General features: G+C 43.9%; 29 protein-coding genes. 20 read left to right on the forward strand and 9 right to left on the reverse strand.

Features of this window, described 5'->3' with window-relative positions; translation table 11 throughout:
- Window positions 1–211 precede the first annotated feature (211 nt).
- The 5 genes from SporoP8_RS11570 (at window position 212) to SporoP8_RS11590 (ending at window position 3,688) form a co-directional block, all read left to right on the forward strand.
- Window positions 212–1,033 (forward strand): transporter substrate-binding domain-containing protein, encoded by an 822-nt coding sequence (locus SporoP8_RS11570; RefSeq protein ID WP_085132639.1) that lies wholly within the window; start codon window positions 212–214, stop codon window positions 1,031–1,033.
- Between the two features lies 1 nt (window position 1,034).
- On the forward strand, window positions 1,035–1,703 hold the full coding sequence (locus SporoP8_RS11575; protein WP_085132640.1) for an amino acid ABC transporter permease: 669 nt from the start codon (window positions 1,035–1,037) through the stop codon (window positions 1,701–1,703).
- Window positions 1,704–1,728: 25 nt separating this feature from the next.
- A complete protein-coding gene (locus tag SporoP8_RS11580; protein WP_085132641.1) occupies window positions 1,729–2,457 on the forward strand; it encodes an amino acid ABC transporter ATP-binding protein in 729 nt (242 codons plus the stop codon).
- Window positions 2,458–2,501: 44 nt separating this feature from the next.
- Window positions 2,502–2,987 (forward strand): amidase domain-containing protein, encoded by a 486-nt coding sequence (locus tag SporoP8_RS11585; protein ID WP_232319148.1) that lies wholly within the window; start codon window positions 2,502–2,504, stop codon window positions 2,985–2,987.
- 104 nt (window positions 2,988–3,091) lie between these two features.
- On the forward strand, window positions 3,092–3,688 hold the full coding sequence (locus SporoP8_RS11590; RefSeq protein WP_085132642.1) for a nitroreductase family protein: 597 nt from the start codon (window positions 3,092–3,094) through the stop codon (window positions 3,686–3,688).
- 291 nt (window positions 3,689–3,979) lie between these two features.
- Here SporoP8_RS11590 and SporoP8_RS11595 read toward each other — a convergent pair whose 3' ends face one another.
- Window positions 3,980–5,362 carry a dipeptidase gene (locus SporoP8_RS11595; RefSeq protein WP_085132643.1) on the reverse strand — a complete coding sequence of 461 codons (1,383 nt, stop codon included), beginning with the start codon at window positions 5,360–5,362 and terminating at the stop codon, window positions 3,980–3,982.
- 244 nt (window positions 5,363–5,606) lie between these two features.
- Between SporoP8_RS11595 and SporoP8_RS11600 the strand changes: the two genes are divergently transcribed.
- Complete coding sequence (locus SporoP8_RS11600) at window positions 5,607–6,857, forward strand: hemolysin family protein (RefSeq protein WP_085132644.1); 1,251 nt, start codon at window positions 5,607–5,609, stop codon at window positions 6,855–6,857.
- Between the two features lie 114 nt (window positions 6,858–6,971).
- On the forward strand, window positions 6,972–7,517 hold the full coding sequence (locus SporoP8_RS11605) for an RNA polymerase sigma factor (protein ID WP_085132645.1): 546 nt from the start codon (window positions 6,972–6,974) through the stop codon (window positions 7,515–7,517).
- Window positions 7,518–8,060: 543 nt separating this feature from the next.
- On the opposite strand, the gene SporoP8_RS11610 is transcribed toward SporoP8_RS11605, so the two are convergent.
- A complete protein-coding gene (locus tag SporoP8_RS11610) occupies window positions 8,061–8,249 on the reverse strand; it encodes an SE1832 family protein (protein ID WP_029053516.1) in 189 nt (62 codons plus the stop codon).
- A gap of 30 nt (window positions 8,250–8,279) precedes the next feature.
- The gene (locus SporoP8_RS11615) at window positions 8,280–9,317 is read right to left on the reverse strand and encodes a glycosyltransferase family protein (protein ID WP_085132646.1); all 1,038 of its coding nucleotides are present in this window, start codon (window positions 9,315–9,317) and stop codon (window positions 8,280–8,282) included.
- A 112-nt stretch (window positions 9,318–9,429) separates the two neighbouring features.
- Between SporoP8_RS11615 and SporoP8_RS11620 the strand changes: the two genes are divergently transcribed.
- The 5 genes from SporoP8_RS11620 to SporoP8_RS11640 all read left to right on the forward strand — a co-directional run bounded on the left by SporoP8_RS11620 (window position 9,430) and on the right by SporoP8_RS11640 (window position 15,132).
- A complete protein-coding gene (locus SporoP8_RS11620; protein WP_232319149.1) occupies window positions 9,430–11,361 on the forward strand; it encodes a cation:proton antiporter in 1,932 nt (643 codons plus the stop codon).
- Window positions 11,362–12,084: 723 nt separating this feature from the next.
- Complete coding sequence (locus tag SporoP8_RS11625; protein ID WP_085132647.1) at window positions 12,085–12,654, forward strand: hypothetical protein; 570 nt, start codon at window positions 12,085–12,087, stop codon at window positions 12,652–12,654.
- Between the two features lie 113 nt (window positions 12,655–12,767).
- A complete protein-coding gene (ybaK, locus tag SporoP8_RS11630; RefSeq protein WP_085132648.1) occupies window positions 12,768–13,253 on the forward strand; it encodes a Cys-tRNA(Pro) deacylase in 486 nt (161 codons plus the stop codon).
- Between the two features lie 76 nt (window positions 13,254–13,329).
- Window positions 13,330–13,977, forward strand: coding sequence for a YczE/YyaS/YitT family protein (locus tag SporoP8_RS11635; protein WP_085132649.1), 648 nt, complete (start codon window positions 13,330–13,332; stop codon window positions 13,975–13,977).
- A gap of 45 nt (window positions 13,978–14,022) precedes the next feature.
- Window positions 14,023–15,132 carry a hypothetical protein gene (locus SporoP8_RS11640; protein ID WP_143560906.1) on the forward strand — a complete coding sequence of 370 codons (1,110 nt, stop codon included), beginning with the start codon at window positions 14,023–14,025 and terminating at the stop codon, window positions 15,130–15,132.
- A gap of 41 nt (window positions 15,133–15,173) precedes the next feature.
- On the opposite strand, the gene bshB2 is transcribed toward SporoP8_RS11640, so the two are convergent.
- The 3 genes from bshB2 to thiD all read right to left on the reverse strand — a co-directional run bounded on the left by bshB2 (window position 15,174) and on the right by thiD (window position 17,171).
- On the reverse strand, window positions 15,174–15,848 hold the full coding sequence (gene bshB2 / locus SporoP8_RS11645; protein ID WP_085132651.1) for a bacillithiol biosynthesis deacetylase BshB2: 675 nt from the start codon (window positions 15,846–15,848) through the stop codon (window positions 15,174–15,176).
- A 13-nt stretch (window positions 15,849–15,861) separates the two neighbouring features.
- Window positions 15,862–16,212, reverse strand: a complete 351-nt coding sequence (locus SporoP8_RS11650; protein WP_085132652.1) for a YojF family protein — start codon at window positions 16,210–16,212, stop codon at window positions 15,862–15,864.
- Between the two features lie 125 nt (window positions 16,213–16,337).
- A complete protein-coding gene (gene thiD / locus SporoP8_RS11655; protein ID WP_085132653.1) occupies window positions 16,338–17,171 on the reverse strand; it encodes a bifunctional hydroxymethylpyrimidine kinase/phosphomethylpyrimidine kinase in 834 nt (277 codons plus the stop codon).
- A gap of 195 nt (window positions 17,172–17,366) precedes the next feature.
- Here thiD and SporoP8_RS11660 point away from each other — a divergent pair, with 195 nt between their 5' ends.
- The 5 genes from SporoP8_RS11660 (at window position 17,367) to SporoP8_RS11680 (ending at window position 19,743) form a co-directional block, all read left to right on the forward strand.
- On the forward strand, window positions 17,367–18,122 hold the full coding sequence (locus SporoP8_RS11660) for a DUF4230 domain-containing protein (protein WP_085132654.1): 756 nt from the start codon (window positions 17,367–17,369) through the stop codon (window positions 18,120–18,122).
- Window positions 18,123–18,127: 5 nt separating this feature from the next.
- Window positions 18,128–18,805, forward strand: a complete 678-nt coding sequence (locus SporoP8_RS11665; protein ID WP_085132655.1) for a uracil-DNA glycosylase — start codon at window positions 18,128–18,130, stop codon at window positions 18,803–18,805.
- 22 nt (window positions 18,806–18,827) lie between these two features.
- A complete protein-coding gene (locus tag SporoP8_RS16780; protein ID WP_083034898.1) occupies window positions 18,828–19,004 on the forward strand; it encodes a uracil-DNA glycosylase in 177 nt (58 codons plus the stop codon).
- Window positions 19,001–19,264 carry a YwdI family protein gene (locus SporoP8_RS11675; protein WP_085132656.1) on the forward strand — a complete coding sequence of 88 codons (264 nt, stop codon included), beginning with the start codon at window positions 19,001–19,003 and terminating at the stop codon, window positions 19,262–19,264. The genes SporoP8_RS16780 and SporoP8_RS11675 overlap by 4 nt, the downstream gene beginning before the upstream one ends.
- A 98-nt stretch (window positions 19,265–19,362) precedes the next feature.
- Complete coding sequence (locus SporoP8_RS11680) at window positions 19,363–19,743, forward strand: DUF423 domain-containing protein (RefSeq protein ID WP_085132657.1); 381 nt, start codon at window positions 19,363–19,365, stop codon at window positions 19,741–19,743.
- A gap of 34 nt (window positions 19,744–19,777) precedes the next feature.
- Here the strand turns inward: SporoP8_RS11680 and SporoP8_RS11685 are convergent, their stop codons facing one another.
- Both SporoP8_RS11685 and hemQ read right to left on the reverse strand, forming a co-directional pair.
- Window positions 19,778–20,122, reverse strand: coding sequence for a spore coat protein GerQ (locus tag SporoP8_RS11685; protein ID WP_085132658.1), 345 nt, complete (start codon window positions 20,120–20,122; stop codon window positions 19,778–19,780).
- Window positions 20,123–20,962: 840 nt separating this feature from the next.
- The gene (gene hemQ, locus SporoP8_RS11690) at window positions 20,963–21,712 is read right to left on the reverse strand and encodes a hydrogen peroxide-dependent heme synthase (RefSeq protein WP_085132659.1); all 750 of its coding nucleotides are present in this window, start codon (window positions 21,710–21,712) and stop codon (window positions 20,963–20,965) included.
- A gap of 215 nt (window positions 21,713–21,927) precedes the next feature.
- On the opposite strand from hemQ, the gene pta reads away from it, so the two are divergent.
- Together pta and SporoP8_RS11700 are read left to right on the forward strand one after the other, a co-directional pair.
- Window positions 21,928–22,902, forward strand: a complete 975-nt coding sequence (gene pta / locus SporoP8_RS11695; RefSeq protein ID WP_085132660.1) for a phosphate acetyltransferase — start codon at window positions 21,928–21,930, stop codon at window positions 22,900–22,902.
- A 63-nt stretch (window positions 22,903–22,965) separates the two neighbouring features.
- Complete coding sequence (locus tag SporoP8_RS11700; protein WP_085132661.1) at window positions 22,966–23,802, forward strand: octanoyl-[GcvH]:protein N-octanoyltransferase; 837 nt, start codon at window positions 22,966–22,968, stop codon at window positions 23,800–23,802.
- Between the two features lie 19 nt (window positions 23,803–23,821).
- Here SporoP8_RS11700 and SporoP8_RS11705 read toward each other — a convergent pair whose 3' ends face one another.
- Complete coding sequence (locus tag SporoP8_RS11705) at window positions 23,822–24,460, reverse strand: RsfA family transcriptional regulator (protein WP_085132662.1); 639 nt, start codon at window positions 24,458–24,460, stop codon at window positions 23,822–23,824.
- Window positions 24,461–25,149: 689 nt separating this feature from the next.
- On the opposite strand from SporoP8_RS11705, the gene SporoP8_RS11710 reads away from it, so the two are divergent.
- On the forward strand, window positions 25,150–26,439 hold the full coding sequence (locus SporoP8_RS11710; protein WP_085132663.1) for an HD domain-containing protein: 1,290 nt from the start codon (window positions 25,150–25,152) through the stop codon (window positions 26,437–26,439).
- The last annotated feature ends 4 nt before the right edge of the window (window positions 26,440–26,443 follow it).

A 26,443-nucleotide genomic window follows, 5' to 3' on the forward strand; every position in this document is an offset into this window, starting at 1 on the left:
CGTCATGCATAATGAAACTATTTACTATTGTATAATTATTCACCATGATGTATATTAAATAGTATAGAAAGTAATCGTTATAAGATCTTATCCGATATAGGGAGTATACAAGCAAACGTATACATATACTTGTAGACAGTTGGTAGGTGGTATCTTATAATTGTATTAATTTAGAATATTTATACCAGCAAAGAGAGAGAAGGGGAAATGTATGAAGAAGATGTTTACAGCACTATTACTAATCCTAATATTGGTCGTCGCGGGTTGTAGTAGTAACGATGGAGGATCAGGGTCAACAGAGAAGTCCACGTTAAAGAATATTAAAGACAACAAAAAATTGGTGATCGGAATTGCGCCAGGTTATTTCCCTTTTGAAATGAAAAGCATCGATGGCGGTTTTGTCGGTTACGATATCGATCTAGCAAACGCAGTAGGTGAAGCGCTCAATACGGAAGTAGAATTTAAGCAATTCGTATTTGACGGCTTAGGACCAGCTTTGCAAATAGGTGAAGTCGATATGGTTATCGCAGGTATGACGATTCGTGGGGATCGTGCACTATCCATTAGCATGTCCAATCCTTACTATAAAACAGGCCAGGCGATCATGGTGCCAGCTGCCAATAAAGGTATCAAATCATGGGAAGAGCTTGACGTCAAAGGGAATAAAATTGCTGTAGGTATCGGGACTACGGGTGCATTGCTTGCGAAGTCTCAGTTCAAAAATGCGGAAGTAGTAGATTTCGAAGATTTCCCGTTGGCAGCTACGACAATGGGTTCAGGACAAGCTGATGCAGTCGTTTACGATGAACCTGCTATTGCGGTATGGCGCTTAGAGCACGAAGGGGAAGTTCATCAGCTCGAAGGTTTGCTGTCTGCTGAAAACTTAGGGATTGCAGTGAAGAAAAATGATTTTGAAACGATTCAATGGTTGAATTCATTCTTGCATAGCTATGTGGATAGCCCGGAAGAATTGGCATCCAGAAGTCGCTGGTTTGAGGAAAGCGACTGGCTAGATAAGGTTTCGGGAGAATAATATGGGCGGTTATGAATATGACTTCAGTGTAATATCGCAAAATATGGATATCTTTATTGCAGGGGCGTTGAAAACACTTGAAATTTCAGCGATCGCATTATTACTGGCTATTCCCCTAGGTATTATGATTGGAATGGGTAGGATTTCCCGCAATAGTTTCATCCGTATTCTTTCCTCAGCTTATGTAGAAGTCATGCGCGGCGTGCCGTTGCTAGTATTGTTGATTTGGATTTTCTTTGTACTCGGCCAATTTTTAAAACTCGGTTCTTATTGGGCATCGATTATCGGTCTAGCTGTCTTTACCGCAGCATTCATAGCAGAAATCGTTCGTTCAGGAATACAAGGAGTGCCAAGAGGGCAGATGGAAGCGGCTCGTTCGTCAGGCATGACGTACTGGCAGGCAATGCGCTTGATCGTCTTACCGCAAGCATTCCGACGAGTTCTACCGCCACTAGCTTCACAATTCATCATGCTAATTAAAGACTCTTCTTTGATCTCGGTCATCGGTGCAACGGAATTAACGTTGAACGCAAAGAATCTCGTTGCCACTAGTATGCGTTCCATTGAAGTATGGACATTCATCGGTTTCGTTTACTTTGCGATGACGTTCACGTTATCCATGATCATTCGGGCGATCGAACAAAAATTATTAGCTAGAGAAAATTCATGAAGTTTGATGTGAAGGAGTGCCAGAAATGATTTCTATAAAAAACGTAAATAAAACATTCGGTATGAACCAAGTGCTGACAGATGTCACGCTTGAAGTACCTAAATCAAACGTTGTGGCCATCATAGGCCCAAGTGGAGCAGGAAAGTCTACATTAATTCGCACGATCAATGCGCTCGAGCCAATTGATGACGGAGAAATTGTAGTAGACGGCGTTTCCATCCACGATAGAAAAGTGAATATTAATAAAGCGCGTTCTGAAATCGGCTTCGTTTTCCAAAGCTTTAATCTCTATCCTTTCCTCACGGCGTTGCAAAATGTCACACTTGCGCCTATCAATGTAAAAGGACTAAGCAAAAGTGCAGCGGAAACGCGAGGGAAGGAGTTACTGACTTCGCTCGGTCTCGGCGATAAATTCGACGCGTATCCGAACCGACTATCAGGTGGTCAACAACAACGTGTCGCGATAGCACGTGCACTCGCAATGGATCCGCAAGTGATGCTTTTCGATGAGCCGACTTCGGCACTCGATCCTGAGATGGTCACCGAAGTTCTCGATGCGATCCGTAAACTTGCTGAAAGTGGTATGACGATGGTCGTCGTGACCCATGAAATGGGCTTCGCCAAAGAAATTTGCGATGAGATCATCTTCATGGCAGACGGTAAAGTCGTGGAACAGGCATCACCTGCCAAGTTCTTCACGAATCCTGATTCTGAACGTGCCCAAAACTTTTTATCGAAAGTGTTACATCATTAATTGAACGTCCCTCGTTGTCATATGATATGGCAAGGAGGGATTTTTTGTACGATCGACAAGCAGCAGTAGACTATGCGGATAAGTGGTGGAATAGCAGAAACCCTGCCTTTCCAAGTTTTGAAGATGACTGTACGAATTTCATTTCACAATGTCTGTTGGCGGGTGGAGCACCTATGCATGGACAACCAAATCGCGAAAAGGGTTGGTGGATGCAAAAAGGTACGTGGAGCTTCAGTTATACCGTTGCTCACTCCATGCGATGGTACTTAGCGACATCTACAAAAGGACTGACTGCAACTCAAGTAAAAACGCCTCAAGAATTACAGCTGGGAGATGTCATTTCATATGATTTCCATGGGGATGGCCGTTTCGATCATACGACAATCGTGACTGCCAAGAATGGGGATATGCCGCTCGTCAATGCGCATACGTATGATGCGTATCATCGTACATGGGATTATAAAGACTCTTATGCTTACTCACCGAATGCGAAGTATATCTTCTTCAAAATTAATGATCATTTCTCATAATTGTCCAGTTTTGCATCAAAGTGTTTCTCATAGCCTCTAGTAACAGACTACCAAGTTAGGGTATAATGAAAAGCAGATACTTATTGCAAAGGAGAAGGTTGAGTGTGAATGAACAAGCATTATCGGTAAGAGAGGCCATCGTCACACGGCGCTCTATTAAGAATTTTAACGGACAACCGATCGAACCAGAGATCATTCCAGAAATTATAGAAGATGCCGTTTGGGCTCCAAACCACGGAAACCGTAATCCTTGGCGATTAATCGTAGCGATAGGTGAACAGTATGAACAGCTTTTGGACGTCTTGAAGGAGTTCGGTGTAGCAAATTGGAAGCAGCTTTCTGACGAGGATCTCGAAAAACAAATGAAGAAGTTCTCGACTGCCAGTGCAGCTGTATTCGTCATCGTACCTGAAGATGTACGCCAAAAAGAGCGGCTAGAGGATTACGCAGCAGCCAGCGTACTAATTCAAAATATCCAATTGCTTGCTTGGGATAAAGGAATAGGTACTTGTTGGAAAACACCACCTTTCATCGACAACCCGAAATTTCGCGAACGTTTAGGTGTAGAGGCAGGCGAGCGCATCATCAGCATGTTGCAGTTCGGCTATTTCGACACGTCGCCGAAAGCTCCACCGCGTAAGTCGGTAGAGGAAATCCTAACGTACTTTGGTAATTATGAGGACGAAGAAGAGGAATCTTGAGAGTAGTAAAGTACCATTCTTCATGTAGAACAGGCTACCCCTTTTGTGGAGTAGCCTGTTTTTGTTATGTGAAAAGGGAGGAGGCGCTCATAGTTTTTAGTGAGTGATCTATTGCCATGTCTGGGCGCTCAATGCCTCCGCGTAACCGCTCAATCCAGCGTCACGAGCGCTCAATGCCTCCGCGTAACCGCTCAATCCAGCGTCACGAGCGCTCAATGCCTCCGCGCAACCGCTCAATCCAACGTCACAACCGCTCTATCGCCCCAGTAGCCCCATCAACCCCCTCACAAATCACAACCCGAGTTTTTCAATTTCTCCATAATAACTACTGATGACACGCAATCCTTTATCGAAATTCTCTAAATGGAAATGTTCATTCGGTGCATGGAAGTTTTCGGTATCCAGTCCGAAGCCCATTAAGACAACGGGTAACTTAAGAATTTCATCAAATGCTGCAACGATGGGTATGGAGCCGCCACCGCGGGTATAGACGGTAGGTACACCGTATACTTGCTCGTATGCTCTGCCAGCCGCTTGAATCACTTCGTGGTCGTATGGTGTTAGGTAAGGCTTGCCTTTATCAAATTCAGTGACCGTTACTTCACATCCGACTGGTTCGTGTTTCGCAATGTGTGCACGTAGTTTTTCTATGATTTCATCTGGCTCTTGATCAGGAACTAGACGGCATGTGATTTTTGCACCTGCTTCGGAAGGGAGGACGGTTTTGATGCCTTCTCCTGAAAATCCACCAAATACACCGTTGATCTCGAGTGTAGGACGGGCCCATGTGCGTTCTGTGTACGTGTAGCCGGGCTCCCCAGTTAATTCTTTGACACCGACTTCTTTTTTCACTGCTTCTTTATCGAAGTCGAGAGCTGCCCAACCTGCGCGTTCTTCTTCCGTCAGATCGCGAACTTGATCGTAGAATCCGTCGATGGCGATAGTTCCTTCGGCGTCACGGAATGAAGCTAGAATTTCGACGAGTGCGTGGATTGGATTTTGAACACCGCCACCGTATAGTCCGGAGTGTAAGTCTCCTTTAGGACCTTTCACATCGATTTGTACGCCGGCTAATCCGCGCAGCCCGTAGCAAATGGCGGGCTGGCCAGGTCCGTACATGCCGGTATCTGAAATGACGATGAAATCTGCCGCCAGCTTATCTTGATTATTTTGGATATATTCTTCGAGGCTCGGGCTACCGATCTCTTCTTCCCCTTCAATAATCAGCTTGACGTTAACAGGGAGAGTGCCTTCAACATTCATCAGCGCTTCGATCGCTTTACTGTGCATAAACACTTGCCCTTTATCATCGCTTGCTCCGCGTGCATATAATTTATTATCACGGATTGTTGCTTCAAACGGAGGTGTTTCCCATAAGTGAAGCGGATCAACAGGTTGCACATCGTAGTGGCCATAGATCAGGATGGTTGGCTGACCTTCAGCATGTAACCAGTCTGCATAGACAACGGATTGTCCAGCCGTTTTTTCAATCGACACGTTTTCTAATCCGACAGTTTCGAATTCATTCGCCAGCCATTCCGCCGCTTTTTGCATATCGGATTGATGTTCGGAAAGTGCACTGATACTTGGAATTGCCAAGAAGCTCGTTAACTCTTCCAAGTGGCGGTCACGGTTGTTTGTGAAATAGTGGTCCAATGCTTGTGATGAAGTCATAGTAAACCCTCTTTTCTTTGGATATTTTCTATATCACAGTATAGCAGAAATTCGTGATGTATTAAGGTTTAGACACTTATGGATAAGGGAACCGAATGATAAAAGTATACGTCCTACCTGTATGTAGCATTAACGATTCAGATTATATATGTGATATACTTATGCAATAAGAAATGTTGAATTCATGTTAATAATATCTGATGAATGATAACAAATAAATGGAGAAACGTTGGAGGAGACGCAATTGTTTATTGCACTGGGACTATGTTTATTATTGTCCTTCTTTTTATCGGGAAGTGAAACAGCTCTGACTGCTATCAATCGAATGAAAGTTCAGTTGCGTGCGGATCAGGGAGACATTAAATCGATAAAATTACGAAAATTGATTTCCAAGCCGGACCGTATGATTACGGCGATACTAATTGGAAATAATATTGCGAATATTTTGATGCCTACGATTGTGACGATGATTGCAATCGATAAAGGATTGAGTATTGGGTTACTGACAGGGATCTTGACGGTAGTTTTGATTATATTCGGAGAAGTATTACCGAAAACGATTGCTGCGACATTTGCGGATCGTATCGCGTATATTGTAGCGCCACCTATTTCGGTACTTGTGAAGTTATTGATTCCATTGACATTGGTTTTATCGTTGTTCACCAATTTCTTTGTTCGCTTGATTTCTAAAGGAACGGTGACGGAAGCAACGTTGACGAAAGAAGATGTGCGTTCGATGGTGGACATTGCGTCTACAGAAGGCACATTCGGTCAGGATGAATCAATCCGTCTAAAAGGTATGCTAGATTTCCGCGATAAAGATGTTAGCGATGTAATGGAAACACACCGTACGGATATTATTTCACTATCGATGGATTCTACGTATGAAGATGTACGCGACGTCGTATTGCAGTATTTCTATACCCGCTATCCAGTATATGAAGAGAGTATCGACAAAGTGGTCGGTATTTTTTATTCGAAAATGTTGATTGAGTGGTCCATGTATCCCGAGCGAAAGTTTTCCGAGGTAATTGATCGCCAACCTTTGTTCGTCGTGCAGACCGCAAGCGTAGAGCTCGTGTTTAAGCGTATGTTAACGCAAAAGAAACATATGGCGATTGTGCTAGATGAATATGGTGGGACACTCGGAATCGTCACACAGGAAGATATTATTGAAGAAATGATTGGACAGGATATAGAGGATGAAACGGACGTGGAGGAAGAGTCGATGGTTTTCGAAAAAGAAGAGAATCATTTAATCTGCCAAGGACGTTTAGAGATTGAAGACGTTATTGAACTACTCGACATAGAGTTACCAACAGATCATGATACAATCGGTGGATTTGTTTTTCAGGAAGTGGGTCATATTCCAGAAGAAGGCGAGAAGTTTAGTTATAATTCATTGTTGTTTGAGATTGAGGAAATGGACCGAACGCGGATTTTGCGCCTAAAGATTACCAAGCAGGAACCGAAAGAAGAGGTTATGGAAGCGTAGAACTTGTCAAGTAATCTTACATAATTGTAAGGTTACTGAAAGAGAAAGCGATAGTTCATAATGTGTTTGTCGGTGATAATAAGGGTACCAGTTATAAAACGGAGGCTACTTATTATGAAAAACGACTTAAACGCATTATACGAAGAATATGGACGCTATATATATCATTTATGTCTTAAACTCACTCGCAATAAGGAAGAAGCAGAAGATCTCATGCAAGACGTATGGGTAAAAGTAGTGCGCTACAGTGGTGAAATGAGTGAAGTCAACCGTATGAAGGCTTGGTTGACGACGATTTGTATGAACACATTCCGCGACCGTTACAGAAAAAATGTACGTCACAGTCAATACGTGATGAATCAACCTGATACATTAGACGTTCCGATCTTGGATTTGGTTCCCAGTAATGCGAAAACTCCTGCTGAGTTGATGGAACAAAGTGATATTTCCGAGCTAGTACAACAGAAGATCAGCGAGTTGGACGGTATTTACCGGAAGACGATTGAGTATTTCTATGTGAATCAATATTCGTTAGTAGAGATCGCAGGGTTGATGAGTGTATCAATCGGCACTGTGAAGTCCCGCTTGTTCCGCGCGAAGAAGTACCTAAAAGAGTTGCTCGTGCAAGACGAAGCAGCCCAAGAGTATGTAATGGCCTAAGCTCACACTTGCTGTGGGCTTTTTTTTATGGGGCAGGAGGGGATGGAAGCTCCAGCTGGTGGATGCTTTCCCATGGGCCTGCGGTGAGCCAACCAGTTCGCTACGCTCTCTTTTGGTTGTCTCACCTGTTCAGGCTGATCCATCAGGAATCGCCACCAGCTTCCGCTTCCATCCTGCGTTGATCGTGTTGGGACGTAGATAACTCACTGTAGATAGTCTGCAAATTATTGTTTTGTCTTAACGTATTTAAAGACAAGTACTAAAGTTCACAACCACTTACAGAACTTACTTTAATGCACAACAAAAAGTATCTCACACTCGCATTGCAAGGGATCTGCGCGTAGGAGGGGCGACTCCTGGAGGATCAAGCCCGACAGGCGAGACAACTAAGAGAGCGCAGCGAACAGTTGGCTCGCCGCGGGCCCTCAGGAAAGCGTCCCCTCCGAAGCGCAAATCCCCACCCCCAATCCACAGTCATCCTCACTATTCCCAAACCCAAAAAACAACCTCCATCAGCTATACACTCGATGGAGGTTGTTCGTATTAATTCGTCGCTTCAGCGAGCTGCTTATTCAAATCCGCGAGGCGCTCTTCCATTTTAGATAGACGAAGCTCCGCATTTTCGATCATCTTCACATGACCTGTCGACTCTAACTTCTCCATATCGCCCTGTAAGCTGATGTAGTCCATCTTCAGCTCCGCGATCTCTTGTTCCAGCTGATCCTTTGTCATAATGGAAAACTCCTATCATAATGTTTTCCTTTAGTGTAACATATTCTGCCTCGTGCGTTTAGGGAACTCCAGCAAATAACGGATAGCCTCAAGTACCTTTTCATCGCTTGTGCCGATATCGATCTGCAACTGCTTTTTGATGGCGCGTTCCTTACGTGCGTCATGCAACAACGGTTCCATGATTGCATTCAGTAAGTTCGACTGAGTCACTTTACGACCGAGACCGAGATGGGTAAAGCCATTTCGTTCGGTTGGAAAGCCGAGGTTTGATTCGAACTCGTTTTGGGCAAGTACAATACAAGGTACACCGATCACGGCTATTTCATATGGTGTATAGCCCGCATCACACAGAACCATATCGGCTTTAGAGAATAGCTCTGCACGGTTGTCCGGGGCTTGTACGACTTTCGTGTTCGGTCGACTCAATGCCATCATTTGGATTTCACTCACATCATGTTTATAATTCTGGCCGAGTAGCACCAGTACGGACAAAGGAATTTGTAATTGCTTTAAATGTCGCAACGCACGAAACGTGAGATTGCCCGGGTCTTCATCGCCGAATGAAATGACGAGTTGCGAAGAAGATGGAGATTTTCTCTTAAGACCCGCATGCCGAAAAGATTTCAGTGTAGCATCTGCCATGAATGTCTGAGGTCCTACAATATAGTGGTCGGCATAAAGTTCTTGGGTTTCCGGGTACAGCGTCTGGATCACCCAGTCTGCTAATTGTCCGCCATCACCGAAATCATCGAAATGTAGAATACTTGGCACTAGTTCATGAATTTTAGTCATTTCTTCTTTATAGCTTGGACCACTGTCTCGAATCAAAAGATCAGGCTGAAGTTTGCCTATTAATTTAATGAAGGAAGAAGAACCGATTACTTTATGGCATGTGAAATTTTCGCTTGGGACTGGTGTTTCTTGATCGTGTAAAAAGATGACTTGTGCTTCGCTTTTTAGCATATTTGCCAGTATTAATGCACGGCGTAAAGGATAACTTCCCTTACCTTCAGTTATGGAAAGATAGATTACGATTGTTTTTTGGACTTGTTTTTCGATAGGAACCACCCTTTCTGAATCTGCTTGTTCCTCTTACCCTATGAAAAATGGGAATAGTTTATTACAATGGGAAGAAAGCAGTTCAGAAAGGCTTGGAAGAGGGAAGGAGGCGACCTACCTAATGTTCAATTCATTGATTATGGATTTAATGTTGGTCGTGTTAATTGGCGTAGCGTCGCAATGGATAGCATGGCGGACGAGGATGCCAGCGATTGTCGTGATGGCAATTGCTGGGTTATTGGTAGGGCCAATTTTCGGTTTGATCAATCCGCAGCAATCCATGGGGGATCTATATTCACCCATCATTACATTCGCAGTGGCGATTATATTATTTGAAGGCAGTTTAAATCTCGATTTTAAAGAAATTAAAGGATTTGGACGTCCTGTTGCGCGAATCGTAACGTTCGGCGCGTTCATTGCGTGGATCGCTGGGTCACTAGCCGCTCACTATATCGCAGGATTGTCGTGGGAAGTGGCATTTATTATTGGAGGACTATTCATCGTCACAGGTCCTACCGTAATCTTGCCTTTACTTAGACAAGCGCGGTTAAAACCCCGCGCAGCCGCGATATTGAAGTGGGAAGGAATTGTCGTTGATCCATTCGGCGCACTTCTAGCAGTATTTGCATTTGAAGTTATCAAGTTCATCAATGATGAAGTAACGGCCAAAGCGATGTTGCTGTTCTTTGGTGCATCACTGTTTTCCGTACTTCTTGGTTGGGGAACGAGTCGAATTCTAGGAACAGCATTTGAAAAAGGTTGGGTACCGGAATATTTAAAAGCGCCGATATTATTCGGCCTCGTGTTATTTGTCTTCGTATTATCTGATGAAATCATGCATGAGACGGGTTTATTAGCTGTCACGGCGATGGGAATGACGATGGCGAATATGCATTTGACTACTTTAGAAGACATCCGTAATTTTAAAGAGAATATTTCGGTATTGCTTATCTCGGGAATTTTCGTCATGTTGACGGCGTCGTTAGATCCACATATCTTAATCGAAATTTTGAATCCGAAAATCATTCTATACGTACTTGCGATGCTATTTGTCGTCAGACCGCTATCGATATGGGTATCAACAATTGGTACGGATTTGACGAATCGTGAAAAAACACTTATTGGTTGGATTGCGCCACGAGGGATTGTGGCACTGACCGTATCGGGCTATTTCGCGACGATATTGCTTGAGAACGGCTATGAAGATGCGGAGCTCTTAACCGCTTTGACTTTCGCACTTGTATTTGCGACCGTCATCGTCCATGGCTTTTCGATTGGTTGGCTTGCAAAGAAACTTAATTTGACCACGCCGATTGAATCGGGTGTAGTACTAATCGGCAGTACAAGGTTCGTAGCGGAACTTGCGAAGAATATTAGTGACGCTGGTCACAAAGTTTTGGTTGTGGAAAATTCATGGGGCGGTCTTTCCAATGCGCGAAAACTTAGCGTGCCCACATATATGGGGGATATTTTATCCGAGCATACGGGCTACCATTTGGATTTGACACCATACCGTTATATGTTGGCGATGACAAAGACGGATACTTACAACTCACACGTATGCGCCGATTTCACGCCGGATCTAGGAAGAGACTTGTTGTTCCAAACGACCACACATAAACGAAGCGCTGATCAACAGTTCAACCTGGCAACAGGGCAATTCCTATTCACGCCGAACTTGTCCATCCACGAACTAGATGATCGTATCAACCAAGGGCATGTGTTCCGTAAAACGTTGCTGACGAAACAATACAGCTACACACAGTACTTACGCGAGCGCGATGACCAGTCCATATTGTTGTACATCATACGGGCAACTGGTGATATAGAGTTCTACACGGCAGAAAAAGAATTACAAGCACAAACAGGGGATACGATCGTAGCGCTTTCGACGTTGAATAAAACGATCGAGCGGACGATTGACCGACTCGAAGAAAAGAACGGCAAAGCGAGTGTGCCAAAAGAAGTCGTAGAGACGAAGTTCTTGGAAGATACACCGAATGAAAAACCAGCGATTCCAGGCGAGACTCCACCGAAGATCATGAAAGATTGAGTGAATGGAAGTGGACGGTGTTGCACGAGTGTTGGGGTTAGGGATTAGCGCTTCGGAAAGAACGCTCTCCGGAGTGCCCATCCTACACGTCAATCCCTCGTAATATAAGTAGGTGATACGTATTGTTATTCATTAAAGTTAGGACTATTATCGTTTCTATCTATAAACCAAGCCCTTGAACCTAAGTAGGTTTCAGGGCTTTACTAATTCAAACACTTTCGACAGTAAGTGATTAGAAATGGAATCTGATCTGCACTTGAACTTAACTAAGTTTAAAGTCAACAACTATTCGCACACTATCTAAAGTGACGTATCTGCGTAGCTCCACTATCAACGTAGGATTGAAGCGGCTCGGGCCACGCCCTCTGGAAAGCGTCCCCAGCTGGAGCTTCAATCCCCTGCGCTAAACTAACTATTCATTACAAACACCATTCGATCTTAAACTTCAGCACTTTCCACGACACACTACATCAATCAGTGAATAGCTTTGTTTGATCACATACGAAAAAGGGTACTTATACTACACATATTCCCATAACAAACACTAGTAAATACCGCCCGACTTGCATATCCATATAGTATGAAATGCGTACCGAGTGGATAAAATGAAAACACCAACCTGCGCGAATCCAATCTTTAGATGGATTGGCGGTTCACGCATTACTGCGTAAACTAGTTATACTAGCTACACGTGTAGAAAATTTCTATTCGGAGGTGGATACCATGAATGCTGTAATAGGGTTTGCGAGCGCCGCCGAACAACTGCAACGGTATGACGCAGTCCATAGAAAGAATGCCGGAAACGCGTATGAACGTCAAGCAGATTTTCGTGAACAGGCGCAAAAGACCAAAGATGAACTAGTGGCATTGCTGCGCGGAAACTCGCAACCAATTGGAAAACTTGAAGAAACGCAAAAAGACTTCCAAAAGCTTGGCGCAGGACAGATAAAAAATATTTCGATTCCACTTGGCAACAACTTGGATGAAACGATTGATCTATGGCGTAAAGTCCGCAAAGAGGCATACTCTGAATCACCACCAACGACAGCGGATTATCAACTAGCCAGTAACGCATCAGCGAAGATCACACAAGCTGAACTACAATTGGCGTTACATAACCGAGCCAAAACTATACGTGATCAAATGGAGAGTGTTGACAGTACGATTACAACTGATAGACCAAATCGAATGCAACAGCAATATAGCCATGCATTTACCGTCTATCAAATACAAAATCAAGCCCGAATGAATCAGTACGAAATGAATCAGCCACAAATGAATGTCAGCGTATGATTTGATTCCATTGAAAGTGAAGCCTGTTTTGCTGTAACTCAGTAAACGGGCTTTTTCGATGATTTATATTTTGCTAGCTTTCTATTAATACGAAGAGAAAGGAAGTCCTACATATGTCAAAGAAGAAGTTACCGAAAACCAATGCAATTCGCATCATCGAAAGCGAGAAGATACCCTATGAAATTCATAGCTATCAAACGGATGACGGACATAATGATGGGGTTTCAGTTGCGAATAAAACGAATGTACCGGTTTCTCACGTCTATAAAACGCTCGTTGCCATGGCGAGTAAAACAGACTTGCTTGTCTATATCATTCCCGTTTCGGACGAGCTAGACTTGAAAAAAGCAGCGAAAACAGCTGGTTTCAAAAAAGTCGAAATGCTACCTATGAAGGAATTGACGAAAGAAACAGGCTATGTCCGTGGCGGTTGTTCGCCAATCGGTATGAAACGCGAGTTCCCGACATTCATTGATCAACAAGCCGAAACAATCGACTGTATTTATGTCAGTGCGGGCAAAGTTGGATTGCAAATGAAATTGGCGCCACAGGACTTAGCACATGTCGCAAAAGCAAAATTCAGTGATGTTGTAAAGTAAGGACACAACAACTTTGTTGATTTCTGTTACAATGAATCAATGAAGACACTGATAACTAGAAGAAAGAAGAATGTATATGCGTAATTTATTAGCTTGGCGATGGATATTTTTCATCGGGGGAATGATGATTATGTCGCTTGGCATTTCGTTGATGATTAAAGGTCAGCGGCTTGGGATTGCTCCATGGGACGTGCTCCATCTTGGTTTGTATCAAAACTTCGGATTAACGATAGGATCCTGGAGTATTATATCTGGTTTTGTTATCATTTCGGTGACATCGATTATTTTGAGGCAATGGCCGAGAGTAGGTACATGGCTTAATATGTTGATCATCGGATTATTTATCGACTTTTTCAACTGGCTTTTACCTGATGTCACTTCATTGACTGCGCAAATTATTTTTTTCATCATCGGTGTATTCGTCCTATCGTATGGGGTAGGAATATATGTGTCACCGAATCTTGGTGCTGGACCACGTGACAGTTTGATGCTGTTGTTTGTTGAAAAGTTTGGCTGGAGTCTTCGATTGGTACGGACTACGATAGAAGCCATTGCCACACTTATCGGTTTCTTACTTGGTGGACCTGTAGGAATTGGTACATTGGTTGTCGTCCTATTCACTGGTCAAATCATTCAGATCGCCTTACCACAATGCAAGAAAATGTTATTGAAGATCACGCATCAAACAGACGAAAAAGTTTTATTACACTATAAAGAAGCATAAGCCCACTCGGCTGTGCTTTTTTTATTTACCTATACATATGATGAAATGAAGAAAGAAAGGATGGTCAATATATACGGACATATTACAGAATATATGGGAACGGCTTATACAGGACAAGGCGTGCAGCATAAATATGAGGAGTTGCTCGTGGAATCAAAGAAGACCATATTTTTGAAGTGTTTGCCTACGCATTCGTTATCACAAGTGTTCAATGACTTGGCGGTTTACTTCGTCAATAGGGGCTATAGTGTGGATAGATTCATGAATCCTGGCCATGTGGATAAAACCGATGCACTTTTCGTTAAAGGACTGGAACTGTTCATCTTGCAGGCATCCCATCCGATTTCATTCGAGCCGACAGATCTTGGCAAACGCCATAAAGTCTTTTGTTTCTATGACGTCTATCACCTAGATCAGCTACTCGAACGGCATGACGAAGTGAGTGCTTTGTTGAAAGAAGAAAGATCACGTTTTAGTCAGTCGTTGAAAGAGTTAAAACGAGCAAAAGCGATTCATGATGAATGGGAAGTAGTTAATATTGCCCGTATGGATTGGCCTCGCCACGAAGAAATTACGGAAGAATTAAAGCAACAATTATTTGGAACAATTGAACTAACGAAACCGGCCCATGTCTCGCATCGGATTGTCGGTTCATTGTCAGCTGGCAGCGCACATGACTTCATCCCGTCTATCACGAAACGTACGAAACGTCGCTTTCTGATCAAGGGTTTACCGGGCACAGGCAAGTCGACGATGATGCGAGCGTTAGGAGACGAAGCACAGCGACGTGGGCTAGATGTGCTGTACGGTTGGTGCGGATTGGATCCGGCAAGTATCGATTTAGTACTGTTTCCGGAGTTATCGGTGTGTCTGTTTGATTCGACGCAACCCCATGCCTACGATGCAGAAAGTCCGCGTGATGAATTGGTCGATATCGTGCCGTTATGTGCAGAAGATGAAGAAGCGGAAAAGCAAATTGACGATATACGACGTCGTTATCAAACGGTGATTGGAGAAGCGGGAAGTCAGATGCAAGCCGCTGTGCAATCACAAAACAGCGCAAGAATTCAAATGGACCGTGCGTTAAACGTGGAAGCATTCGAGAAGAAGTTGCAGGATTTATATGCGTTTATTAAAGCAATTGAAGAGAAATGATTTTGTATAAGATATAAAAAAAACCGCAAATTTGCGGTTTTTTACTTGAATTTATGAATATAAAAGGCTTCATTATACAACCAGTCAAGTGCATCCTGATCGTTTGCAGCCCATCGTTTTTCCATGTCGGGTAACATCCAAACCGTCTGGGAGGCATGTGCGCGTAATGCGGCAATCTTTTTATCTGCTACGTTAGGTGTATGGTGCACAACATGCGGTTCACCAAGTTGATTCAACGTATCATTATCGAATGCTTTCATATACAGTAGCGGCCGATTCGCTTCCAGTATACGGCTCATCGCTTCAATCACAGCCACGCCTGTTGCGTTGTGGTCGGGATGTACAGCAAGCGTCGGGTGGAATGAGATGACTAAAGAAGGATGTAATTCATCAATGAGATCAGTCATCATGTTAACCAGTTTTTCAGGATCTTCAAATTCTATCGTTTTGTCGCGAAGTCCCATCATGCGTAAATCTGTCAATCCCATCGCATCACACGCATCCAGCAATTCTTGTTTCCGGATTTGTGGAAGCGTCTCGCGGTTTGCGAAAGGAGGATTACCGAGATTTCTACCCATTTCGCCGAGTGTCAAGCAAGCATACGTCACAGGTACGCCCATTTCAATATATTCTGCAATCGTTCCGGCGGTGCCGAATGATTCGTCATCGGGATGAGGGAATACAACGAGTACATGTCGTTCTTTTTGCAACATCAAATAATCTCCCTTCTTAATAAGCAAATGGCGTTTCACTGATTTCAAGCGCTACCGCAAGCTTTCCGTCAGGTCCAAGTCCCGCCATCAGTAAACGATTATGCTCGTCGACTGTATAATGTGTGATCCCTTGTGCATAAATCCAGCCACTCGGCAACTTCAGACCGACACGGTGCGGAGATTCGCCTGCCACTTTGCCAAGTTCGTAACGGATAATGACATTACGAATAAACGCGCCCGCATTGAAAAATCCTTCTTGGAAATGTGAAGCATACGATCCATTTGTCGTTTCCAAATGTATGTAGACATCTTTATTGGCAAAGGAGTTCAGTAACTCTTGTAAATGTTTCACGTCAACAGATTCCATACTCATCCTCCTAAATCTTGCAGTCATTTCGCTGCAATCTTTCTATTTAAGTAGTATATAGATATTGCGGTTTGAATGCGATTAGACGGCTCACTAAAGGTCGGAGTGCACCTTTTACGCATGTGTTATACTTCCTGCAGTTCTACCTGTGGCACGTCGAACTGATTTTTCGCACCGTGCATGACAGGTCCTACATACTCATTAAGCTTCCAGCCGTGTGCGATTGCTGCTGTGACAAACTGCTTCGCTTGAATAACCGCGTCTTTAATCGACAAGCCATTCGCCAAATTGGCTGTGATAGCGGCTGCAAATGTACAGCCCGCACCATGATTATGATACGTATCAGATCTTTTTGATTTGAGTAATGTATACGTCAATCCATCGTAGAATAAATCCACTGCTTCTTCATGATCGAGTTGTTTACCACCTTTGATCACGACATTACGTGCACCGAGTTCATGAATTTTCTGTGCTGCTACTTTCATGTCTTCGATTGTTTTCGGTGTTTTCATAGAAGCTAATTGTCCCGCTTCGAATAAGTTCGGCGTAACGATTTCTGCTTTTGGCAGGAGATATGTAATCATCGCATCCGTATTCCCGGGATTCAATACTTCATCTTCCCCTTTACACACCATAACAGGGTCGATCACCACGTGATCCAAACCGGATTCATCAATTGCCTGACCTGCCGTTTGAATGACTTCTTCTGTACTCAACATGCCTGTTTTGATAGCATCGACTCCAGTAGACAATGCCGTTTTCAATTGTGCTTTTACGACATCGATTGGCAATGAATAAACATTATGTGACCAATTTTGATCGGGATCCATCGTGACAACCACTGTCACTGCCGTCATGCCATACGTACCGTGCTCCTGAAAAGTTTTTAAATCCGCCTGAATACCTGCACCGCCTGATGTATCCGAGCCTGCAATCGTTAAGGTTTTCTTCAATGACATAATAAAACGTCTCCTTTGCCTACTAAATTTTGTTGTTACGTATAGTATACAACTAATTGTCGAAATACAAACAACTCGGGTATGATGAAAGTCTAGGAAGCTTGTAATACGTACAGGTTTTGCCATTGAAACCTATTATTCTACAGAACGTACAAATAGAAGCGGAGTGTTGGATCATACGAGAGGATGTGAGCCATGAGTAAGCATGAATCGTCTAAGAGAGAGAAGAAAGATTGGACGAAGGCTGATGCTCAAGCCGCTGTGACATTCACTGGACGGAAAAAGACCAAACGGAAGCGAAGAGGAGGAATTCTCGAACTCGCCTTTACTTTATGGTCTTCGTGGAGAACAACATATATTTTATTAATTGTACTATTGGTCGCCGCACTTATTACCCTGCCAATCGCAGGCTTTTATTTAATGCAACTGGGCTCTACTTTTTCAGAACAAAAGACGGCATTTGTCGAGCGTGTCCAAGAGCTACAGGAACTGACAACGGCGGAAGCTTATACGAAAGTGCTCGTCAAACGTACTGACAATGAATTGTTCGGTAAAAACATCGGTGTTAATTTTCCTGGAACGAAGCGGAATTTATTAGTGGTCATTCCAGGTTCAATCAAGGCCGGAATTGATCTAAGTGAAATCACCGAGCAGGATATGCAAGTGGACGAAGAAGAGAAACGTATTGAGCTGACGATACCAAAAGCTGAATTCGTCGGTGGTGCGGAATTGTATTTCGATAAAGTGGAAGTCTATTCTGTAGAAGGATTATTTCGTGGAAAAGCAGACATTAAAGAAGGCTATGAATTAGCGAATGAAGCCAAAACGCTAATAATGGAAGAGGCATCCGAACAAGGTGTCCTGGAATCCGCAGAGAAAAATGCAGTAAAAACACTAAAAGATATGTTTTCATTTGCAGGCTATCAACTAGATATTGAATTTAAGGAGTGATGCATATGGTAGCAGAATTTCGTAATGATTGGGATCACATATTAAAAGATGAATTCGATAAACCGTATTATCAGGAGCTGCGTACTTTTCTTCGCGAAGAATACACAAATCACATCATCTATCCACAAATGTCTGATATGTGGACAGCTTTTAAACTGACGCCTTTTCAGGATGTCAAAGTCGTGATTTTGGGCCAAGATCCGTATCATGGGCCCAAACAAGCTCATGGTATGAGTTTTTCTGTGCAGCCTGGCGTGAAAGTGCCACCAAGTTTACGCAATATCTTTAAAGAGCTATCATCAGATATTGGAATGGATGTTCCGACTGAAGGAATATTGACAGGATGGGCCGAACAAGGTGTATTATTATTGAATACGGTATTGACTGTGCGCGAAGGAGCAGCTGCTTCGCATCGCGGAAAAGGTTGGGAACTCTTTACGGACGAAGTCATTCGTAAACTGTCGATGCGCAGTGCACCAATTGTTTTCATTTTATGGGGAAGACATGCGCAAGAAAAAGCGGCATTGATCAATCGCAGACGTCATGCCATTATCGAATCGCCTCATCCGAGTCCTTTCAGTGCATCTAGAGGATTCTTTGGCAGTAAGCCGTTTTCTAAAACGAATGACTATTTACGCAAGTGGGGAAGAGAGCCAATTGATTGGGCGAAAACTACCAAGTGAATAACTAGAAAGGATGTGTACGATGGCAGTCAATTGCTTCGACTGTATCTTCTTTTATACAACTTGGGACCCGGCAAGTCCGCGGGGCTGTAAGGCATATGGATTCAAGACGAAAATGTTGCCATCTATAGTGGTAAAGCGCTCTTCTGGTATGGAGTGTATGAAATTCGAACCGAAAAAGGGGATGAAAATGCGATGATCACAGCTGCACAATTGCTTGGAGAAATGGAGCAACAAGTACGCTTGGCGAAACAAACACAGAATGAGGCGACGCGAAGAGAAGCCATTTATGCTGTGCGGACGTTATGTAATTTGATGCTCGGTGATGACAGACCTTCTGCACCGGCCATCCCGCAAGCTATACAAATGAGCACTGTACATGCAACGCCGATTACGTCACTGAGCGAGCAACCATTACGTGAAGAAGATGCCAACGGTGAGTCGTTATTTGATTTTTAATAGCGCCACAAACCGTTCAAACACTATCATGTCTACGTGTTTTACTATGGTAGACTGGAAACAGGGTATACAATATTCGTTAGAAAGAAGGAATAATTATGCCGTTTTTTATTATTGCAGGAGCTATTAATGCCGCGATTGCAGTTGGGTTTGGGGCGTTTGGTGCACACGCATTGAAAGATCGTCTGTCCGAACATTACTTAGCCGTCTGGGAAACCGCGGTACAATACCAGATGTTCCATGCGATTGCATTACTCGCAATCGGTATTTTGATGAGCAACGCATTGCTTGGACCATCGACGCAACTATCATGGGCTGGCTATTTAATTCTAGCTGGTATCGTTATTTTCTCAGGAAGCCTGTATGTACTCAGCTTGTCTGGAATCGGAATTCTTGGCGCTATCACACCGATTGGTGGAGTTGCATTCATCGCGGGATGGATTATGTTGATCATTGCGGCAGTGAAATTCGGAAGATAACAAAGGAAAACCGCTCAAGGTGAGCGGTTTTTTCTTATGGCGTTTGGTCGAAGTAATTTAATTCCTCTGGGAACTCCGCATAATCGAAGTAGATCATAGGGAATAAATAGCGTCGCCCTGTATTGGCTTGGCTGAGGATGACGTGATCGCGTCCTGCAGCTTCTACCATACCTGTGATAGCTATCGTGTTTTTGCCTGCTTCTACCGCATGCTCGAATGAAAAATGAAAGACGCCGGGTTTTCCTCTGTTAAGCCGTAAAATATTCTCGATGTACGACTGTTCTCTAAAAGGTGTAGTTGGTACGTTCCCCTGTATATTTGTTTGTGGTGGTACCATTTGTTGCTGGGCATAGCCAGGATTCCAATAATATTGAACCATTTCAACATCCTCTCCAGATCTGTTAGTTTTACTTGCGGGCAGTCTTGTTGGGCGAGGGAAAGGTGCGTTTCGTGCTGAAGTAGCCTGTGTGAAACGGGCAAGCGCTTTTATTCCCTTTTTTTGTCGCGATGACAGCTAAAGCAAAACCCCCTTGGTTGTATCTTATGTTGGAAGGGTGGTGGGTATGAATGATGTTTTTTGGAGAGGAGTTCGAGTGCTGGGGGAAGGTAACGTTACGCTGCGTTCCAGGCGGACGCGTTCGGGAGGGCCCGCGGTAAGCCAACCAGGTCGCTTCGCTTCCTTTTGGTTGTCTTACCTGTCGAGCTGATCCTCCCCGAGTCGCCGCCTTCCACTTCGCTTCACTAGTGTTTCTATTGTGAATTGGAATGGGGAATTCAAGGTCTGAGTGAAGGTAGCGTTACGCTACGTTCCAGGCGGACGCGTTCGGGAGGGCCCGCGGTAAGCCAACCAGGTCGCTTCGCTTCCTATTGGTTGTCTTACCTGTCGAGCTGATCCTCCCCGAGTCGCCGCCCTCCACTTCGCTTCACTAGTGTTTTTATTGTGAATTGGAATGGGGAGTTCAAGGTCTGGGGGAAGGTAGCGTTACGCTACGTTCCAGGCGGACGCGTTCGGGAGGGCTCGCGGTAAGCCAACCAGGTCGCTTCGCTTCCTTTTGGTTGTCTTACCTGTCGAGCTGATCCTCCCCGAGTCGCCGCCTTCCACTTCGCTTCACTAGTGTTTCTATTGTGAATTGGAATGGAGAATTCAAGGTCTGGGGAAGGTAACGTTGCGCACAAAAAAGCCGCGAATTATTTCATTCGCGGCTTAGGTCTAAACGTATTATACTTCAAAAAATGCTGCGCGCTTGTCCGCGTCTAAAATCGTACCGATGAAGAATGAGCCAAATACGCCGTAACGTGCACTGACTTCGTCAAAACGCATTTCATAGACGAGCTTCTTGAACTGCAATATGTCATCAGAGAACAACGTGACGCCCCACTCGTAATCATCAAAGCCGACGGATCCGGAAATGATTTGCTTCACTTTACCTGCATATCCGCGGCCAATCATGCCGTGGCTGCGCATTAAACTTTTGCGGTTGTCCATGTCGAGCATGTACCAATTGTCTTCGCCTTCGCGCTTCTTGTCCATTGGATAGAAACAAACATATTGGCTACGTGGTAATTCAGGATACAAGCGTCCGCGTACATATGGGTTCTGATATGGATCTTCGTCAGATTCACCTGCTAGGTAATTTGATAACTCGACTACCGACACATAAGAATACGCTGGGATTGTGTAATCCGCAATGGTTAACTTATTGAATTCCGCTTCCAACTGCTGAAGTTCATCCATTGTAGGACGTAATGTCATTAGCATGAAGTCTGCCTTTTGGCCAACTACTGTATAAAACGCGTGACTACCTGTTTTAGCCTCATCCGCTTCTTGTATACGCTCCAAAAATGTTAGGAATTCATTGACTGCTGCCTGGCGCTCTTCTTTTGAAATCATTTTCCAAGAAGCCCAGTCCATCGTGCGAAAATCGTGAAGTACATACCAACCGTCTAATGTAATAGCTGCTTCATTCACTTGAATTCAGTCTCCTTTTAAATTAAAGTAGTTTCTACTTTAAGTGTATCATAAACAGTCTTTGCTCGTTAAGGAATAAGGTAAGACCCACGACATACATTACAAAAACGAATAGCTAGTTGACAGTTGTCTGAAAACTTAAGGATTCATAGTGTATTAATTTGTCTTTTCAGGTATGATGAATAGGAAAATATAACAAAGGGTGGGAATTACATATGGCAGATCTTTTTGAAGGTATTCGTAAAACGTTGGAAGGTAAGGGAAAGACGATTGTATTACCTGAAGGGGAAGACGTTAGAATACTAGAAGCAGCTGTACATCTTCAACAAGAGGGGATTATTACACCAGTTTTATTAGGTAATGAAGAAGCGGTAAATAAAGCAGCAAAAGATAGTGGCTTCGATATTTCTGAAATTAAGCTGATTGATCCTGCAAACGCTTCCTATTTTGAAGAACTGGCGGAGAAATTCGTTGAACGGCGTGCAGGAAAAGCTACAATTGAGCAAGCGCGCGAGCAATTGAAAGATGTAAACTATTTCGGAACTATGCTAATCTATACAGGACGTGTAGACGGTTTGGTGAGCGGAGCTGCCCATTCGACGGCGGATACAGTTCGTCCGGCATTGCAAATCATCAAGACGAAGCCTGGCATTTCAAAAACTAGCGGTGCTTTCATTATGATGAAAGCAGAAGAGCGTCTAATTTTTGCAGACTGTGCCATTACTGTGAATCCTTCCGCTAAAGAGTTGGCTGAAATCGCTGTGGAAAGTACGAAAACTGCAAAAGCATTCGGCATTGATCCGCGCGTTGCCATGCTTTCATTCTCTACTAAAGGTTCTGCTGTGACAGAAGAGACGGAAAAAGTAGTGGAGGCGGCTAGAATTGCTAAAGAATTAGCACCTGATCTATTGATTGATGGAGAATTTCAATTTGATGCAGCGTATGTACCCAGTGTAGCAGCGAAAAAAGCGCCCGAATCTGTCATCAAAGGCGATGCAAACGTCTTTATTTTCCCGACACTCGATGCTGGAAACATCGGCTACAAATTGACAGAACGTCTGGGTGGCTATGAAGCAATCGGTCCAATCCTTCAAGGCTTGAATGGCCCTGTCAACGACTTGTCACGCGGCTGTTCTGCGGAAGATGTCTACAAACTATCAATCATCACGGCAGCTCAGAGCTTATCATGACAGGCTCGTAGTTTGTGAACCGTCTACATATAATCCAGATCACTCACTATAGGAGAGCTAGAGATGTCACAAGATAAACGTTTACTAAATCAACCAGCTTGGCGTTTCATCGACGAATCGATTTCAGCACGTAATCGTTCCGCACTCGAATCATTCGCTATGGATGATACGTTATGCCAATTAGTTGGACAGCGACAAAGTGTACCGGTTGTCAGGACATGGGTACACGACAAGACAATCGTGTTAGGTATTCAAGATCATCGGATGCCGTTCATTCAACAAGCGATGGAAGGAATCGAGCGACACGGCTATCGTTCAATCGTCCGCAATTCGGGCGGTCTTGCAGTCGTGCTAGATGAAGGGATATTAAATATCTCCTTAATCTTTTCTGAACAAAAGTCTTCAATTGATATTCCGGTAGGCTACGAAGCGATGTTATCACTAGTTCAGCTATTATTTCCTGAACTTGGCGAACGGATAGAAGCCTATGAAATTGTCGGATCTTATTGTCCTGGATCGTATGATTTAAGTGTCGATGGCAAGAAATTCGCAGGGGTTTCTCAACGGCGTCTGCGTCAAGGAGTCGCTGTGCAAGTGTATTTATGCATTGAAGGCAGTGGTTCCGAACGCGCAAAATTAATTCGTGAAGTTTATGACAAAGGCTTACAGGGTCAGCAGACGAAATTCAGCTATCCTGTGATCCAACCGGATACAATGGCGTCATTATCGGAAATTCTGGATACACAATTGACGGTCAATGAAATCGTTATTCGTCTGCAAATAGTATTGCGTTCGTTGACGGAAGATGTGCGTCACGGTGGGTTAACAGACGAGGAAATGGAATTGTACGGATTTTATTTGCAACGTGTCTTTGAACGCAATCAAAAGATGTTATCATAGTACGAAAAAAAGCTGCCAATCAGTTATTGATTGGCGGCTCTTTTGATGTGATTAAATTCCCATTCGGTTCCATTTTAAACAACGGTGCGACGTGCTCACTTTCTTCATTCAAAGCGATTAATCGACGTGCACGATTCATGATTTGGACGAATTGCTCATAATCATCTTTCAACGTTCTATTCTCTTTTTTCAGATCTTCAATTTGCGCTTCTAGCGATTTCATTTGTTCCGTCGCTGTTTTTGCCGTCTGTCTCCATCGCAGAGCATCCGTATCCGCACCGCCGTTATGATGCATGCGAATTAAATAGGCAATGACCGTATCGAGTGATAGGGCGGATAGTGGAACTTGGATTTTCTCCTGACCATCTGCGCCTGTCTCGGGGTTATACATTTGTTGGTTACGTCTTTTAAAATCTGTACCTAGTACACGTAACGTTTGCTTTCTCTCTTTCTTCGCTTCAGAGAGTTCACCCTCGTAGTCTCTTCGCACGACGGCATTCCATCTGAACCCACAAGCTGCCGCTGTTCGGTTCAGTGCGTCACCTACTTCCTCAAATGCACCTAACTGTGTACTTCCTTCTCTTACATGTCGTAGCACCGTCTCTGCCAATAATTCATCGTCTTGTTCTAACCAAGCGTCTTGTCTAACTTTCACCATCTCCATGCCTCCTGTCTTGTACTCTCTTTCTACTGCCATTATGACCACGAAACGAATCTTTTATTCAGAGAGTCACAAAATTCTATGAAGATGGTAATAAAATGGGCGTTTATTTTGGGTGAGTAGGAGTTAAGTAAAGTGAGTGGGGGTAGGCTGACAAGGTGTTGGGGAGGGGATTTGCGCTTCGGAGGGGACGCTTTTACTGAGAGCCCGCGGCGAGCCAACCAGTCGCAAGCTCCCTTGGTTGTCTCTTCTGTCGGGCTGATCCTTTGGGACGCCAATCCCTTGCAATGCGAGTAGGTGTTACATTTTGTTGTGCATGGAAGTTAGGTTTGTAATCTATTTTGAACTTGAATAAGTTTAGCCAAAATAATATCTTACATATTAGCTACAGTGAGTGATCTAAGTACCACCACTCAATAAGTAGGATGGAAGCGGAAATTGGGGGCGACTCCCGATGGATCAGCCCGATCAGGTGAGACAACTAAAGGAACGCAGTGACTAGTTGGCTCACCGCGGGCCCATGGGAAAGCGTCCCCCAACTGGAGCTTCCATCCCCAAGTAGACACTAAGTCCTTCACGTTTATAAACACGTTTCATCATCAACCGTTTAAAATCCGTCATAGTGTACTATGTCGCGTCACGTCGTTTTTTGTTATACTGGAACGAATGAAGGATGAGGTGACGACATGGCGTACCAAAACGAAAAACTGCCCGAAGAAAAAGTGTTTAAAGACCCCGTGCATCGCTACATACATGTAAGAGATCGCGTAATATGGGACCTCGTCAACACACGCGAGTTCCAGCGTCTGCGCAGAATTCGCCAGCTTGGCACCACCTACTTAGTGTTCCACGGCGCAGAACACAGCCGCTTCCAGCATTCGCTCGGTGTCTATGAAATCGTCAGACGAATTCTCGATGATGGCTTCAGTGGGCGTGAAGAATGGGACGAAGAACAGCGGCTCGTCGCACTTTGTGCCGCACTATTGCATGATCTAGGACACGGGCCGTTCTCCCACGCATTTGAAAAAGTATTCAATCTGGATCACGAACAATTCACCCAGCAAATTTTATTGGAACAGACAGAAGTCCATGAAGTGCTGCGTCGTGTGTCGCCAGATTTCCCTCAAAAAGTGGCGGATGTTATCGACAAAACGTATCCCGATAAACTGGTCGTCAGCTTGATTTCCAGTCAAATCGACGCAGACCGTATGGATTATCTTCAACGCGATGCATATTACACAGGCGTTTCCTACGGCCATTTCGACATGGAACGGATTTTGCGTGTCATGCGCCCGACTGAAGACCAAGTAGTCATCAAGCATAGCGGCATGCATGCGGTGGAAGACTATATCATGAGCCGCTATCAGATGTACTGGCAAGTGTATTTCCACCCAGTGTCGCGAAGTGCAGAAGTGATTCTGATAAAAATTTTACACAGAGCGAAATATTTATTCGAAACGGGGTATGCATTTAAGCAAGAACCCGTGCACTTCATTTCGTTTTTTGCACAAGAGTTCAAATTGAAAGAGTATATAGCTCTTGATGAGGGCGTGTTATTGACGTATTTCCAGATGTGGATGGAAGAAGATGACACGATTTTAGCGGATTTGTGCGATCGCTTCGTGAATAGACGGTTGTTTCAATATGCCGAGTTCGATCCTGCAGTGCAATATATGAAATTCGGTGAACTTATTACATTGTTTAAAGAAGCAGGACTCGATCCTGACTATTATTTAGTGACGGATTCTTCATCAGACTTACCTTATGACTTTTATCGTCCAGGTGAAGAGAATGAACGTGTGCCGATTTATTTACAACTAGAAAATGGCGATTTGCGTGAACTGTCGCGAATGTCCGATGTGGTCGAAGCGATATCAGGAAAACGCAGAACAGATCATAAAATTTATTATCCTGAAGACTTGTTAGTAGATGGAAACCCGTTGCATGAGAAGATTTTGGAATTGTTAAGAGGTTAAGAGA

Source organism: Sporosarcina ureae (genome assembly GCF_002101375.1).
In the GTDB taxonomy this organism is placed as follows: Bacteria; Bacillota; Bacilli; order Bacillales_A; family Planococcaceae; genus Sporosarcina; species Sporosarcina ureae_B.